The sequence below is a fragment of the Microbacterium sp. X-17 genome (assembly GCF_039615055.1).
In genome coordinates, this window is record NZ_JBDHNI010000002.1 from 80,161 (window position 1) to 94,564 (window position 14,404).

Consider the following 14,404-nt stretch of genomic DNA (forward strand, 5'->3'; position numbering starts at 1 on the left):
GTCAGCGGCCCAGCACACATCGGAGAGCAGCGAAGCCGCCCGCGGCAAGGATCGCTCCGGGCGAACCGGTCGACGCGATCCGCGCGATCGCCGCTCCATTGAGGCCGATCCCGATCAGGCAGCGGACGACCCAGGGCGCCAGCCAGATGGGGTCGGCGACCACCGGGTAGGCGACGTCGCTGACGCTCGCGTGGTCGATGACCTGCACCAGCGCGTTTCCCGCGAGCTCGTAATGCGTGGGGACATCCCTACCGTTCGCATCCTTCGCCCACGGCGCGGACACCGCCGCGGCCGCCGAGCCGTCGGTATTCACGACGAGCGCACCGCCCTCATCGAGGAGTTCGAGCCGCTGACCTTCGCCGAGCGAGACCTCGTAGCCGTACCGAGTCGGTGCACCGCCGCCCGCGACAGTCGTCAGCATCTGCACGCCGCGGCTGGTGGGGATGACCGTGTTCGCACTGTCGCCGTCGGCTGTGTACGCCACGCCTCCACCCGGCAGGCGAGCCGCGTCGTCGGCGCGCTGAGCGTTGGGCAACTCGACACGAAGGATCGAGCCGTTGGGCTGCGTGAGCGATATGCCCTCCGCCGGATCGATGGGCACGGACACGGTGGTGCCGCCGCCGACCTCGGCCACCGCCGCAGCCGTGGTCGTGGTTCGAGACGGCGTCGCCTCGGCGATCAGTGCGTCGTTCACGCGCTCCGTGTTCGTCAAGGACGCCTGAATCTCGGCCACCGAGACGTGGCCATCGTCGGCGATCGCACCCACCGGAACGGCGACGAGGCCGGCGGTGGCGACCGTGATCGAAGTAGCCAGCGCCGCGAAACGCTGTCGCTGGGATCCTCTTCCGCGGAGGGCCATGACAATCTCCTGTCTTTCGACGATTCGGGGATGATGCTCTCGCCAGCGTGGTCGAGAGACCGGAGTTGCCGTTACCTCCTTTGGTACTCGAAAGCTGCCTTTCGTCGACTCCCGCCTGAGACCGAACGACGAGCACCGTAGGCTGACGACGCGCATCCGGTCCTCATCTACCGCGGAGGCAACGACATGAACGCTCAGGGCATCTGGCGCTCGCTCCGGTGGCCGCTCGCGTTCAGCCTTGCCACGGCGTCAGCCGTCGCGGCAGCCGGCGCTGTCGTCGCGATCGGCTCTCACCGCGTCGAACTGGGGATCCTCGCTCAGACCCTCACCTTCGTCGTCTCTCCGGTGCTCGCCGCCCTTGCGCTCGGCATCGCCTCCGGCTCGCGCCGCCGATCCCTCAGGGTCCCGTCCGCGCTCATGGCGATCGGCTTGGGGTTCGCGGGCGCAGCCCACCTGGTCTGGTACCGGCTCGTCGACGACGAGATGGAGCCATCCTTCGGCGGACCGGTCTGGCTCGCGCTGATCCTGCTTTCGGTCGCACTCTTCACGGCGACGGTGGTGAGCGTGCTCGCGCCGGCCCTCCGGCGATCGAGGTTGTCGCGGCTCGCCGCCATCGGCCTGCCAGCCATAGCGGGGATCATCGGCGGGCTGATCCTCATCGGATTTCTCGCGACGTTCTTCGGCGCAGCCATTCTCGCGCTGCTGACGATCGCCGCCGTGATCCTGATGCATCGAACGGGTCGACGCCGCGCGCTCCGAGCGGCGTAACTCCGGGTCGGATCAGCGGCTCGCGCAGCCGGGCTCAATCGCAGTCGAAAGCAGGGGGAAGATGCAGTACGTGATCGTCGGAATCGCGGGCTTGGCGGCCGGGGTTCTGCTCGCCACCGCGCGTGTGCCCCGCCTGCGGTGGGTCCCGTTCCTCGCGCTCTTCGTCCTCCTCGTGATCGCCGCGGTCGCGGGATCCCTCGCGATCGGCCTGGGCATCGTGGACGGCCTCGTCTTCCTTGCCGCGACGGTCGCGAGTTCGGTGGCCTACGCAGCGTGGCTGTGGCGCGACCTCGGAACCGTGCCGGGAACGTTCTGGCAGCTCGTCCGCGACGAGACGCTCCGACCCGAATCTCTCCGGGCTGCGCATCTGGTCGCTTCGCGCCAGGCCGCAGCGGTGCGCGACCCCACGAGCGCGGAGTCACCAGATGACGCTCGATGAGGACTCCGCGTACCAACGCCTCGTGAACACGATGGCGCCCGACGGCCGGTCGGTGGCGTCGTACGTCGAGAGGGCGCATGATGTTGCGATCCGCGCGTATTCTCGGTGACGAGCGATCTCTCGTGGGGTCAACTCGACCGCAGCCCCTTCGTCCGTGGACCCACCGCGACCATCGAGCGCGCTCTGACATCCCTGCGCTCGAGGCATTCCCGGTTGCGTTCGACGATCCCGTGTCCCCGGACGACGGATAGAAGGCTAAACGCAACCGAGGCCGGGCGTGACCCAGGCCTCGGTGTGAACTCCGCGTAAGGACTACTCGGCGGCGACGGATTCCGGCTCGGCAGGAGCGTCGGCGGCGGCATCCTCGTCGAGCCGGGACTCGAGCGAGAGCTTGCCGCGGTCGTCGACCTTGACGATGCGCACGAGGGGCTTCTGCCGGCCGGCTGTTCGACTAGACCGACACTGCGCTACGTGATCGACACAGTGGAACCTGCCTGCCACGGAAGTAGCCCCAGAGCGATCGTGACGCTCGCGGCTGCGAGCAGGGCGATGAGAATCCCCAGAATTGACCACCTGATTCGCGGTAGTGCGTCGAAGGGTCGCACGAGGATGATCGCGACGGCCCAGCACCAGGCGATCGCGGCCAGGAAGATCAGTATCCAGATTGCGGCCTGACCGCTCAAGAGGCCCAGCGTGCCTCCAACAACGAGGGCCGTCAGCACTGCGGCGATAGTCAGAGCGCCCAGAGTCTGCCCTCTAGTAGCCCGACGACGCCGCATGAAAAGACAGACGGGGACACCGATGAGGAGCATTGCTCCGAGCAAGACCGCGTCGCCGGTTACAAGATAGCCGCTGAATATGTACCACGCTGATGCAACAGAATTGGGTCGGAGTATCGATGTCTGAAAGACGGCGCCAAGGGCCACTCCGACGAGGGAACCCGTAAGAAGTGAGAAGTATCCAACTCCCGCACCCTTGACGCCGTCCATCATCAGTGAGTCAAGGAGTAGTTCATGGTCCGGTTTCCGCAGAAGCCGGCCAAACAATTGAATCCTTCGTTGCCGAGAAGGGCGAAAGCATCCCAATTCATATTACCCACTCCGTTGTCCCATCCGCCCCAAACCTCGTGGCTTGGGACGGGCTGACGCCATCCAACGACTTCGAACGTCCCGTTACGGTACCAGCGAAATACCACATTATATTTGATCGACCCAGCCGAGCAGAAGGGGTTTCCGACATCGTGATTCACACGCGCTTGGGCATATGAACCCGCAACCTGGACGTCAGAAATCTGGATGCCGGCGTCGCTTGCCGTTCGCTGGTCGATGAGTGTATCACCCTCGTAGAGATGAGTCGTCCCAATCTGCTTTACCCATTGAATGTCATATGGGTAGGGGTTATTCCAGTTGATATTCAATGCGACGGATGTTCGAGACGAGATGTTGTCCCACGGCGCGTTGGAACCTGGAAGCGCATATCCTCGAGAGTCCCCACCGAACGTGCGGTTGTTCGTGCCCGCCTGTCCGCACCCAAAAGTAGCGAGAAGGTCGAGAGCCACCCGATAATCGCTGATAAAGGTCCGATATATCGCCTTTGAATTGTATGGCTGGTAGCTGAGGGGCGTAACGCCGCTCCGCGCGAGCGATGCAAAGTCATTCCCGACGCCCGGTGTCGTGATCGGTACCGTACGGTTAGCTACGACAGCGTTCTGTTCATCATAGGCCGTGATTTGGTAAACTACGCGCGTACCGCTTCCGAGACCGCTATCCATGAATACCGGGTTCGTAGTGTTGAGGAACGGGGCTCCGTCCTTGGATATCTCGTAGGTTGCCCCGTAGCCTTTCCACGCGTAGCTGACAGTCGTCGGAGTTACGGCGGTGAGGGAGACAGTTTCGAACTCCGAGGGATCCGCCTCGCTAGAGGCGACTGTTCCCGAGGTTACGGAATCGCCACCACCCTCGACAAAGCTGGTGCCGACAAGCTCGGCCGGCAAAATACCGGGATAGGTTTTTGCCTTTTCGAGCTTCCGTGGATCCGCAGTTCTTTCGGGCCTGCGGAGAATTTCGTTCGGGACAGGCAGCGCGGATAGTTACGTGATCTGAGCAGGTTTGCCGTTGGAGAGCGTTGCCACACCGATTGCTTGTGCAGGATCATCCTGCGTCCAGGTGATGTTAAGTGGAGTTCCGTCGGCCTCTGTTACTGCCGCGGTGCCGAGATCGACCTGGAGAGGTGTGTCTGCCTGGTTAGCTGAGGCAGCGCTGGTCGCGGTGGTGACGAGCGTAATAATCGCCGCCACGCCAAGTGTTCCCTTGAGTAGTTGGGTGACAGACCTTCTTTTGCCTGGCGCTTCTAGGTTTCGTTTCATTTCCAGTCTCCCCTGCCTTGTCTCGGGCGATCAGAGATATCTACGCCGCGTCCGTCAGTGCTCGCCCACGAACCTCCGTGCTTCTCGGACACCGGGCTAAAGGTGACATCTCTCAATCAGAATGCGCATGGGGAAGGAGCGCCGCTACCTACTTTGGTCGCTGGGCTGCTGCCTTTCGTCGATTCGGTCAGAGCGCAACATCGATCGACCCGAGACTCAGGAGCCCGAGGACCGATAGGCCCCGGAAACGCAACCGAGGCCTGGGGTGACCCAGGCCTCGGTTGTGAATTCCGCGTAAGGACTACTCGGCGGCGACGGGCTCCGGCTCGGCCGGGGCCTCGGCGGCGGCATCCTCGTCGAGCACGGGCTCGAGCGAGAGCTTGCCGCGGTCGTCGACCTTGGTGATGCGCACGAGGAGCTTCTGGCCGACCCCGAGCACGTCCTCGACGTTCTCGACGCGCTTGCCGCCCGCGAGCTTGCGGACCTCGCTGACGTGCAGCAGGCCGTCCTTACCCGGGAGGAGCGAGATGAACGCACCGAACGTCGCGATCTTCACGACCGTGCCGAGGTACTGCTCGCCGATCTCCGGGTTGTGCGGGTTGGCGATCGCGTTGACCTGCGCGCGCGCCGCCTCGGCCGAGGGGCCGTCGACCGCGCCGATGTAGACGGTGCCGTCCTCCTCGATCGAGATGTCGGCACCGGTTTCGTCCTGGATCGCGTTGATCGTCTTGCCCTTGGGGCCGATCAGCTCGCCGATCTTGTCGACTGGGATCTGCACGCTGATGACGCGCGGGGCCGTCGGGGCCATCTCGTCCGGGCTGTCGATCGCCGCGTTGATCACGCTGAGGATCGTGAGGCGCGCCTCCTTGGCCTGCGTGAGCGCGGCGCCGAGGACCGACGACGGGATGCCGTCGAGCTTCGTGTCGAGCTGGATCGCCGTGACGAACTCGCTCGTGCCGGCAACCTTGAAGTCCATGTCGCCGAGCGCGTCCTCCGCGCCGAGGATGTCGGTCAGCGCGGCGTAGCGCGTCTGCCCGTCGACCTCGTCGGACACGAGACCCATCGCGATGCCCGCGACGGGAGCGCGCAACGGCACACCCGCGTTGAGCAGCGACAGCGTCGAGGCGCAGACCGAGCCCATCGACGTCGAGCCGTTGGAGCCGAGCGCCTCGGACACCTGACGGATCGCGTACGGGAACTCGTCGCGCGCCGGGAGCACCGGCACCAGCGCGCGCTCGGCGAGGAAGCCGTGGCCGATCTCGCGGCGCTTCGGGCTGCCGACGCGGCCGGTCTCACCCGTCGAGTACGGCGGGAAGTTGTAGTGGTGGATGTACCGCTTGTGCGTGACGGGCGACAGCGAGTCGATCTGCTGCTCCATCTTCAGCATGTTCAGCGTCGTGACGCCGAGGATCTGCGTCTCGCCGCGCTGGAAGATCGCCGAGCCGTGGACACGCGGGATGACCTGCACCTCGGCGTCGAGCGGACGGATGTCGGCGAGGCCACGGCCGTCGATGCGGACGCCCTCCGTGAGGATGCGTCCGCGGACGATCTTCTTCGTGACCGACTTGTACGCGGCGGACACCTCGCCACCGGCGGATGCGGGCAGCTCGCCGGCCTCGACGGCGGCGGCGACCTCGGCCTTGATCCGGTCCTTGAGCGCGTCGTCGGCGTTCTGGCGCTCGATCTTGTCGGCGATCTGGTAGATCCCCTTCAGCTCGTCCTGCGCGCGGGCGGCGACGAAGTCGTACGTCTCCTGCGTGTACGGCAGGAAGACCGGGTAGGCCTGGATCTCCTTCGCCGCGGTGTTCGCGACGACGTTCTGAGCGGCGACGAGCTCCTTGATGAAGGGCTTCGCAGCCTCGAGGCCCTGCGCGACGATCTCCTCGCTCGGCTTCGTCGCACCGCCCTGGATGAGGTTCCAGCTGCCCTCCGTGGCCTCCGCCTCGACCATCATGATCGCGACGTCGCCGTCCGGGAGGACGCGGCCGGCCACGATGAGGTCGAAGACGGCCTCCTCGAGGAGCTTGGCGCTCGGGAACGCGACCCACTGGTCGGCGTTCTGGCCGTGACCCGGGATGAGCGCCAGGCGCACGCCCGCGATCGGGCCGGAGAACGGCAGGCCCGAGATCTGGGTCGACAGCGACGCCGCGTTGATGGCGAGCGCGTCGTAGAACTCGCCGGGCGCGATCGAGAGCACCGTGACGACGATCTGGACCTCGTTGCGGAGGCCGTCGACGAACGACGGGCGCAGCGGGCGGTCGATGAGGCGGCAGACGAGGATCGCCTCCGTCGAGGGGCGGCCCTCGCGACGGAAGAACGAACCGGGGATCTTGCCGGCGGCGTACGAGCGCTCCTCGACGTCGACGGTGAGCGGGAAGAAGTCGAAGCCCTCGCGCGGCTGCTTGCTCGCGGAGGTGGCGGACAGGAGCATCGTCTCCTCGTCCAGGTACGCGGCGACGGCGCCCTGCGCCTGCTGCGCGAGCCGGCCCGTTTCGAAACGGACCGTGCGGGTGCCGAAGCGGCCGTTGTCGAGAACGGCCTCCGCGGCGGTGATTTCCGGACCCTCCAAGAGGTGTCTCCTTCGTTCGAAGGGAGCAGGGCAGAGCCGGGCGCGGCGCGATTGCGGCGTGTCCGCGCTGGTCACCAGTAGAAGATCACCCGGCATCCGTCGGGGAACCCACCACAGGAGACCAGCTGTCTGCCGACCTGCTCCCTGAGTTCTGTTGAGTTGGCGGTGCCCGTAGGCAGCCTGCATCAGCCTACCAGGGCCCTCCGCCTGGCGATGCGGCGGGCCCGCGCCTATCGTGGGACGAGGATCCGGCGAGGACAGAGGGGGCGCCACGGTGTTCGAGCCGACGTTCGAGGAGCAACGGCCATACGGCGTTCGGTGACGCGTCTCGGGATCGCCGCCGCCGCGGCCGCCGTGATCGCGCTGTCCATCGCGACCCCCCTGCCGGCCGCCGCGACGGACTATCCGACGTGGTCGGACGTCCAGGGTGCGCGGAACGACCAGGCCGCGACGCAGGCGCTGGTCGACCGGTTGAACGCGGCGCTCGACGACGCGCAGGCACGCTCGGCGGCCCTCTCCGACACGGCGCTGACCGCGGCCGCCACCGCGACGCAGGCCCGTGTCGACGCAGATGCCGCGACCACGCGAGCGCAGCAGCTCGGCGCCGAGAGCGCGGCGGCCGACGCGCGCCTGGCCACCGCGAAGGAGACGCTCGGCGCGCTGGCATCCGGCCGCTACCGGGAGGAGTCCTCGACGCCGCTCCTGGCGCGCCTGCTGACGGATGCCGACCCCTCGACGATCCTCGACCGCCTGGGGCTGCTCGACCGGCTGAACGCGACCTGGCGCGAGATCTCCGGCGCGGCCGTCGCCGACGCGAACACCGCCGCATCCCTCCGCGCGCAGGCGCAGACCGCGGAGGCGGAACGCGTGCGGCTCGCCGATGCCGCGGACACCGCCTCGAGGGACGCGCAGGCCGCCGTCGCCGCGGAGGGCGCCCAGGTCTCCTCCCTGCGGGGCCAGGTCGACACGATGTATGCGCAGCTGGCGACGCTCAAGGACACGACCGCGCGGGTGGAACGGCAGTACCGGATCGGCCAGGAGGTCGCGGCGGAGCCCCCGCCGAGCCCGCCGCCCTCCGTGGGCTCGGGCTCGGGTTCCGGGGGTTCGGGCTCAGGGTCGGGCGGGTCCGGGTCGGGCGGCGGGTCCGGCGACCCAGGCGACTCGGGGGGCGGCTACGGCGTCGTGGTGGATCCGGCAGGTGCGCGGGCGTATGCGCGATCGGCGATCGGCGCGTACGGGTGGGGCGACGACCAGTACCAATGCCTCGTGCTCCTCTGGAACCGCGAGTCGGGGTGGCGAGCCGACGCGCTGAACCCGTGGAGCGGGGCCTACGGCATCCCGCAGGCGCTTCCCGGGAGCAAGATGGCGTCCGCGGGTGCCGACTGGCGGACGAATGGCGCCACGCAGGTCGACTGGGGCCTGTCGTACATCGACCGGAGCTACGGCACCCCCTGCTCCGCGTGGGACCACTCCGAGCGCACGAACTGGTACTGACCCCGCGTCCACCCGGTCCCACCACCCCGGTCCACCACCCCGTGAGAACGCGCGTATGTCACAGACACGCCGTGCAAACGTGACACGGGCGCGTTCTCGCGGAGGGGTGGACAGGCCGCGTCGGCCCGGGGGAACCGGCGGGTGAGGGAACCGGGCGGGTCGGCGGGGAAACCGCGAGTCAGGCGACGGGGGTCTTGCGGCCGATGCCGGGGCGCGGGAGCTCGATGTAGTCGGCGTGCTTCGCGGTCAGGCCGTCGCCGGCGGTGCGGCCGCGCAGGCGGCGCCAGATCCACGGCAGGGCGTCGCGGCGGAGCCACCCGGAGGTGAGCGGCTCCTCGTCGTGCAGGGCCGCCTCCAGACCGCCGAGCGCCTCGGCATCCGGAACGCCGAGAACGTCGGCGGAGCGGTAGGCGAGGTAGCGGTGACCCCGCGAGCGCAGGTGCACCTTGTCGTCGGCCCACATGCCGAGGTCGCCGACCGCGGGCAGCGCCTCGACGTCGAGCAGCATCGAGCCGGTCTCGGCCGCGATCCGCCGCACGTGCGCATTGAACTCGGCGAAGCGGCGGGCGAACAGCATCGCCGCGCGGCGACGGGGCAGGAACGGCGTCACGAGGAGGACGTCGGAGCCGGCGTCCCGCAGGCGCCGGACGCAGCGCTCGAGCTCGTCGGCGAGCGCCTCCGGCGTATTCCGGCGGCTCACGAGATCGTTCGATCCCATGAAGATCGACACGAGGTCGGGCCGCAGCTCCAGCGCCCGGGGCACCTGCTCCACCGTCAGGTCATGGATCTTGCGGCTGCGTACGGCGAGGTTCGCGTACCGGAAGGCCCCGGGCGCGCTGCTCGTCTGCGCGAGGAGTTCGGCGAGCCGGTCGGCCCAGCCGCGGAACTCCCCGGACGGCATGCGCGATCCGTCGCACAGGCCCTCCGTGAGCGAGTCGCCGAGGGCCACGAACCGTGACCACTTCGGCGCGACCGTCGCCGGCTGCAGGACCGCCGCGGGCCGCGTCGACCGCCGCACGAGCAGCGCGTCGTCGATCGGCCGGAGCGCCCGCGCCTCCTCGTAGTAGCCGATGAGCTGTGCGCACAGGGCGTCCCACGTGCGGTCTTTGACGGACTCGCGCGCCGCCCGCGCGAACGCGGCCCGCTTCGACGCATCGCCGACGAGATCCTCGACCCGGTCCCGCAGGTCGCCGAGGTCGCCGGGCCGGTACAGCCAACCGTCGATGCTGGAGCGGACGAGGTCCACCGGCCCGCCGGCGCCCGTCGCGACGACCGGAACCCCGCTGGCGAGCGCCTCCTGGATCGTCTGACCGAACGTCTCGCTCTCGCCGGGGTGCACGAAGACGTCGAAGCTCGCCATCGCCTCGGCGAGGCGCTCCCCCGACAGGTGGCCGAGGAAGACGGCGTCCGGCAGCTCGCGCTCCAGAGCCGGCCGCGACGGGCCGTCGCCGACGATCACGAGGCGCACGCCCGGGATGCCGACGAGCGCCTTCAGGTCGTCGACCTGCTTCTCCGGCGCGAGCCGGCCCACGTAGCCGACGATGACGTCGTCGCCGGCCAGCGACGCATGCAGGGCGTCGTCGCGCTTGCGGGGATCGAAGAGGACCGTGTCGACGCCGCGCCCCCAGCGTCGGAGCCGATCCACGCCGAGCCCCTCGAGCTGCGCGACCGACGACGAGGACGGGGCGAGGGTCAGGGTCGCGCGGCGATGCAGGCGCGCGACATGCGCCTCGACCAGCGGCTTCGCCCGCGGCAGACCGTACTTCTCCGCGTACGAGACCACGTCCGTCTGGTAGATCGCGACGCTCGGGATCCGCAGGGCGTCGGCGGCGTTGACGGCCTGCCAGCCGAGCACGAACGGGGACGCCAGGTGGACGACATCCGGCTCGAAGTCGCGCAGGAGCGCGGTCAGCCGGGCCGTGCGGGCCATGACCACCCGGACCTGGGGGTAGGAGGGCATCGGGAGGGAGCGGAGGAGCTCGGTGCGAGCGCCGTACAGATCGGCGGTGTACTCCCCCGAGTGCGGCGCGATGACGAGCGCCTCGTGCCCCGCCCGAGCCAGATTGCGGAGAACGTGAAGGACGGAGCCCGTGACTCCGTTCATGTGCGGCAGGAAGGACTCTGCCATGACCGCGACTCTCACGTATCCAGGGTGGCGGCTGGCCGTCGCACCCAAGCGCGGTCCACACGCGAGGTCGACGAGTGTTCACCGGATGCACCGCGGGCGGTCACCGGCTGTCCCTCGCCACGTCGCCGACGCCGTTCGACTCCCGTTCACCGGCGGCCGTTAGACACGGCAGCGTGATCGACGAGATCATCTCGCAGGTGGCCCAGAGCCCATGGGCGCTGCCCGTCATGGGTCTCGTCGTCGTCATCGACTCGGTCGGGCTCACCCGCTGGAAGTGGATGCGGCACCACAGCATCCAGGTCGGGTTCGCGTGGGCGCGACGGCGGCTCGATCAGCGCACCGCGGTCGCGTTGTTCGTCGCGCGCTTCATCCCGTTCGCCCGCATCGCAGTGAGCCTCACGGCCGGCGCGTCGAGGGTCTCCGCGGCGCGGTTCGCGTTGGTCGCGGCCATCGCGGCCACACTGTGGGCGGCGTACCAGGCGCTCGTGGGTGCGGCGATCGCGGCGATCCTCCCGGGCGGGCCGGTCGTCGCCGTCATCGTCTCGGTCGTGGTCGCGATCGCTCTGGGTCTGGGCCTCGACGCGCTCATCTCTCGCATTACCCGGCGGTCACGGCAGGATGCCGAGGCGCTCGTGGAGAACGTCGCCGACCGCTGACAGACTGATCTGTCATGACGATGACGGGGCTCGACGCCCTCACCCCGCAGGCCGTCGCGCCGGACTACCGCTCCCCCTACGCCCTCGCGTTCGAGACGCCGACCGAGGCGCGGCTCGCCGGCTTCGACACGTGGCCGTGGAACGACCCCGCGGCGCAGGCGAGCATCCCCGACACCGACTGGTACTCGCGCTCGACCCGCACGCGCTGGGGCAACTGGGGACCGACCCAGCGTCGGTATCCCGCGCCGGCGGCAGCCCTCGATGCGGAAACCGCCCGGGAACGCGTGCTCGCGGTCGCCGGGGCGCTCATCGGCCTCGACTACCAGCACCACCACGTCCCGGCCTGGCACCCGCCCGCGGACTGGCCGTGGAAGGAGGTCCGCTCGGGACGCCGCGGACCGGGCCTGGACTGCAGCAACTTCACCGGCTTCGCGTACGCATACGCGCTCGGGCTGCACTTCTCGACGGATGTCGCGAAGCAGGCGCAGACGCACCTGCTGCCGCCCGGCGATCCGCATGCCGTGCCCGGCATCCGCGTCATCCGTGGCGACTACGACACGCTCGTCGCGCAGCTGAAGCCCGCCGACATCGTGTTCATCGCGTCGAAGTCCGGCGAGATCGTGCACGCCGTGCTGTGGCTCGGGAGGTGCGGGACGGGCCCGACGCCGACACCGCTCATCCTCGACTGCGGCGGCCCCGGACGCGCGGACGCCGACCGGGTGGGCATCCCGGCCGGCGTCCGCATCCGTCCGTATCGCCGGGTCGGGTGGTACGCGCAGGCAACCGCCCACGCGTACCGCGTCATCCCGGACTGACCGCTACGCGCCGGTGCGCGCCGCCGCGGCACCGAACGCCGCGCCCTGCGGCGCCGCGTCGACCGTGTCCTGGTAGGGCGAGCCGACCGTCAGGTTGTCGCCGCGGTTGGCGTTCGGCCGCGCCTGACGGGCGGGGCCGTCGCCGTACGCGGCCCGAACGAGGAGCTCGTGCGTGGGCGCGTCCGGAACCTCCGCGGGGCGGTCGCGCGCCAGCTCCTTCCGCAGCACGGGCACGATCTCGCCGCCGAGGATGTCGAGCTGCTCGAGCACGATCTTCAGCGGAAGGCCGGCGTGGTCGACGAGGAACAGCTGCCGCTGGTAGTCGCCGAACGTCTCGCGCATCGAGGCGTAGCGGTCGATGACCTGCTGCGGCGAGCCCACCGTGAGCGGCGTCATCTCCGTGAAGTCCTCGAGGCTCGGGCCGTGTCCGTACACCGGCGCGTTGTCGAAGTACGGACGGAACTCGGCGACGGCGTCCTGCGACTTCGTCCGAGCGAAGAACTGCCCGCCCAGACCGACGATCGCCTGCTCGGGCGTGCCGTGGCCGTAGTGCGCGTAGCGCTGGCGGTAGAGGCCGATGAGCCTCTGGTAGTGCTCCTTGGGCCAGAAGATGTTGTTCGCGAAGAAGCCGTCACCGTAGTAGGCCGCCTGCTCGGCGATCTCCGGAGTCCGGATCGAGCCGTGCCACACGAACGGGGGCACCCCGTCGAGCGGGCGCGGCGTCGAGGTGAACGACTCCAGCGGCGAGCGGAACTGTCCCGACCAGTCGACGACATCCTCCCGCCAGAGCCGGTGCAGGAGGTTGTAGTTCTCGATCGCGAGCGGCAGCCCCTGCCGGATGTCCTGCCCGAACCACGGGTACACCGGGCCGGTGTTGCCGCGCCCCAGCATGAGGTCCGTGCGCCCGTTCGAGACGTGCTGGAGGACGGCGAAGTCCTCCGCGATCTTGACCGGGTCGTTCGTCGTGATGAGCGTCGTGGAGGTGGACAGGACGAGGCGCTCCGTCTGCGCCGCGATGTACGCGAGCGTCGTGGTCGGCGAGGACGACCAGAAGGGCGGGTTGTGGTGCTCGCCGATCGCGAACACGTCGAGGCCGACCTCTTCCGCGTGCTTCGCGATCGTGAGGGTGTCCCGGATCCGCTCGGCCTCCGTCGGCGTATAGCCCGTCGTGGGATCCTGCGTGATGTCGCTCACGCTCATGATCCCGAACTGCATCCCCGGCCAGTGCTCGGTGTCGCTCACGATGTCTTCCCGCTTCCCGGGCCTTGTGCGCCCGTTTTCATGCAAGTGAATGTATGTCGTGAAACGCTCCCCGGCCCGGGGTATTCCCGGCGGGTCAGCCCTCCGCGTACAGCGCGAGCAGATCGCGTGTGAGCTGGTGCGGCGTCGTCTCGCACGGCGCGTGGCCCGTCGGATACTCCTGCATCCGCGCGCCGATGCGCTCCGCGAACGCGCGGTGCTGCTCGGCCGGCCAGAGATCGCTGTTCCCCACGGCGACGAGCTTCGGGACGTCCGCGGCGGCGACCCCCTCCAGCACGTCGGGCGTCGCCATCATCATCGCGATGACGTCGTCGATGCAGGCTCGCGGCGTGACATCCAGCCGCTCGCGCACGAACGCGATGCGGCCGGGCGGGGTGCGGTTCAGGTTGTAGCGGATGCCCCAGAGAATGAGGCCCGCGGCGCGGTGCGGCGGCATGTCGGAGATCGGGCCGATGTGCTTCACCCCGCGGAACACCTGCCCGAACGCGGGAGAGGTGGACATCAGCGCGATGCTGCGGAAGAGTTCCGGCCGCTGCACGAGGGCGAGCTCGGCGACGAGACCGCCGAAGCTGTAGCCGAGGACGTGCGCGGGCGCGCCGTCCTCGAGGATCGCGATCAGATCGTCGACGTACAGGGGATAGTCGTAGTGCTCGCGCGGCGGGTGGAGGTTCGCGGGTCCCGCGTCGATCGACTCGTAGTGGCCGGCGATGTCGTAGGACTCGACGAGGTATCCGGCATCCGCGAGCAGGGGGAAGAGGCGGACGAAGTCCTCCTTCGATCCCGCGACACCCGGAACGAGCAGGACCCGCGGCGCATCGGGATCGCCGAGCCGCACCCGCACGAGCTCTCCGCTCGGCGCCGCGAAGCGATCGCGGCGCGTGCCGTCGGGGAAGATGTGCCAGTCGATGTCCACGATCGCGCGGTCGCGCTCGATCGCCTCGTCCATCATCGTCATGCTGTGAATCTCCTCCGAATCGACCCTACCGGTGGGGCGACACGTCGAGCTTCGTCACAGTCGGGACGGCGTCGAAGCGGGAACGACGAAGGCCGC

13 protein-coding genes are annotated in these 14,404 nt (G+C 68.9%); 5 read left to right on the forward strand and 8 right to left on the reverse strand.

The genetic code is table 11. The features are described 5' to 3' along the window. Window position 1: 1 nt before the first annotated feature. Window positions 2-859, reverse strand: coding sequence for a hypothetical protein (locus ABCS02_RS08880; RefSeq protein WP_345835275.1), 858 nt, complete (start codon window positions 857-859; stop codon window positions 2-4). Window positions 860-1,045: 186 nt separating this feature from the next. Here ABCS02_RS08880 and ABCS02_RS08885 point away from each other — a divergent pair, with 186 nt between their 5' ends. Together ABCS02_RS08885 and ABCS02_RS08890 are read left to right on the forward strand one after the other, a co-directional pair. Next, complete coding sequence (locus tag ABCS02_RS08885) at window positions 1,046-1,627, forward strand: hypothetical protein (RefSeq protein ID WP_345835276.1); 582 nt, start codon at window positions 1,046-1,048, stop codon at window positions 1,625-1,627. 61 nt (window positions 1,628-1,688) lie between these two features. After that, complete coding sequence (locus ABCS02_RS08890; RefSeq protein WP_345835277.1) at window positions 1,689-2,066, forward strand: hypothetical protein; 378 nt, start codon at window positions 1,689-1,691, stop codon at window positions 2,064-2,066. A 467-nt stretch (window positions 2,067-2,533) separates the two neighbouring features. On the opposite strand, the gene ABCS02_RS08895 is transcribed toward ABCS02_RS08890, so the two are convergent. From ABCS02_RS08895 to ABCS02_RS08910, 4 genes are all read right to left on the reverse strand, one after another. Then, the gene (locus ABCS02_RS08895) at window positions 2,534-3,058 is read right to left on the reverse strand and encodes a hypothetical protein (protein ID WP_345835278.1); all 525 of its coding nucleotides are present in this window, start codon (window positions 3,056-3,058) and stop codon (window positions 2,534-2,536) included. Continuing rightward, on the reverse strand, window positions 3,058-4,059 hold the full coding sequence (locus ABCS02_RS08900; RefSeq protein ID WP_345835280.1) for a hypothetical protein: 1,002 nt from the start codon (window positions 4,057-4,059) through the stop codon (window positions 3,058-3,060). The genes ABCS02_RS08895 and ABCS02_RS08900 overlap by 1 nt, the downstream gene beginning before the upstream one ends. Window positions 4,060-4,155: 96 nt before the next feature. After that, window positions 4,156-4,431: a hypothetical protein gene (locus tag ABCS02_RS08905; RefSeq protein WP_345835281.1), complete on the reverse strand. Its 276-nt coding sequence runs from the start codon at window positions 4,429-4,431 to the stop codon at window positions 4,156-4,158. Window positions 4,432-4,732: 301 nt separating this feature from the next. Next, on the reverse strand, window positions 4,733-7,000 hold the full coding sequence (locus tag ABCS02_RS08910) for a polyribonucleotide nucleotidyltransferase (RefSeq protein WP_345835282.1): 2,268 nt from the start codon (window positions 6,998-7,000) through the stop codon (window positions 4,733-4,735). Between the two features lie 318 nt (window positions 7,001-7,318). Between ABCS02_RS08910 and ABCS02_RS08915 the strand changes: the two genes are divergently transcribed. Next, complete coding sequence (locus tag ABCS02_RS08915) at window positions 7,319-8,494, forward strand: hypothetical protein (RefSeq protein WP_345835283.1); 1,176 nt, start codon at window positions 7,319-7,321, stop codon at window positions 8,492-8,494. 178 nt (window positions 8,495-8,672) lie between these two features. Here the strand turns inward: ABCS02_RS08915 and ABCS02_RS08920 are convergent, their stop codons facing one another. Next, window positions 8,673-10,622, reverse strand: coding sequence for a glycosyltransferase (locus ABCS02_RS08920; RefSeq protein ID WP_345835284.1), 1,950 nt, complete (start codon window positions 10,620-10,622; stop codon window positions 8,673-8,675). A 173-nt stretch (window positions 10,623-10,795) separates the two neighbouring features. Between ABCS02_RS08920 and ABCS02_RS08925 the strand changes: the two genes are divergently transcribed. Both ABCS02_RS08925 and ABCS02_RS08930 read left to right on the forward strand, forming a co-directional pair. Then, entirely contained in the window at window positions 10,796-11,278 is a 483-nt protein-coding gene (locus ABCS02_RS08925) for a VTT domain-containing protein (RefSeq protein WP_345835285.1), read from the forward strand. A 14-nt stretch (window positions 11,279-11,292) separates the two neighbouring features. Continuing rightward, window positions 11,293-12,093, forward strand: coding sequence for a hypothetical protein (locus ABCS02_RS08930; RefSeq protein WP_345835286.1), 801 nt, complete (start codon window positions 11,293-11,295; stop codon window positions 12,091-12,093). Window positions 12,094-12,096: 3 nt separating this feature from the next. On the opposite strand, the gene ABCS02_RS08935 is transcribed toward ABCS02_RS08930, so the two are convergent. Continuing rightward, window positions 12,097-13,308: an LLM class flavin-dependent oxidoreductase gene (locus ABCS02_RS08935; RefSeq protein ID WP_345836314.1), complete on the reverse strand. Its 1,212-nt coding sequence runs from the start codon at window positions 13,306-13,308 to the stop codon at window positions 12,097-12,099. 121 nt (window positions 13,309-13,429) lie between these two features. Further along, the gene (locus ABCS02_RS08940; protein WP_345835287.1) at window positions 13,430-14,308 is read right to left on the reverse strand and encodes an alpha/beta fold hydrolase; all 879 of its coding nucleotides are present in this window, start codon (window positions 14,306-14,308) and stop codon (window positions 13,430-13,432) included. Window positions 14,309-14,404: the final 96 nt, after the last annotated feature.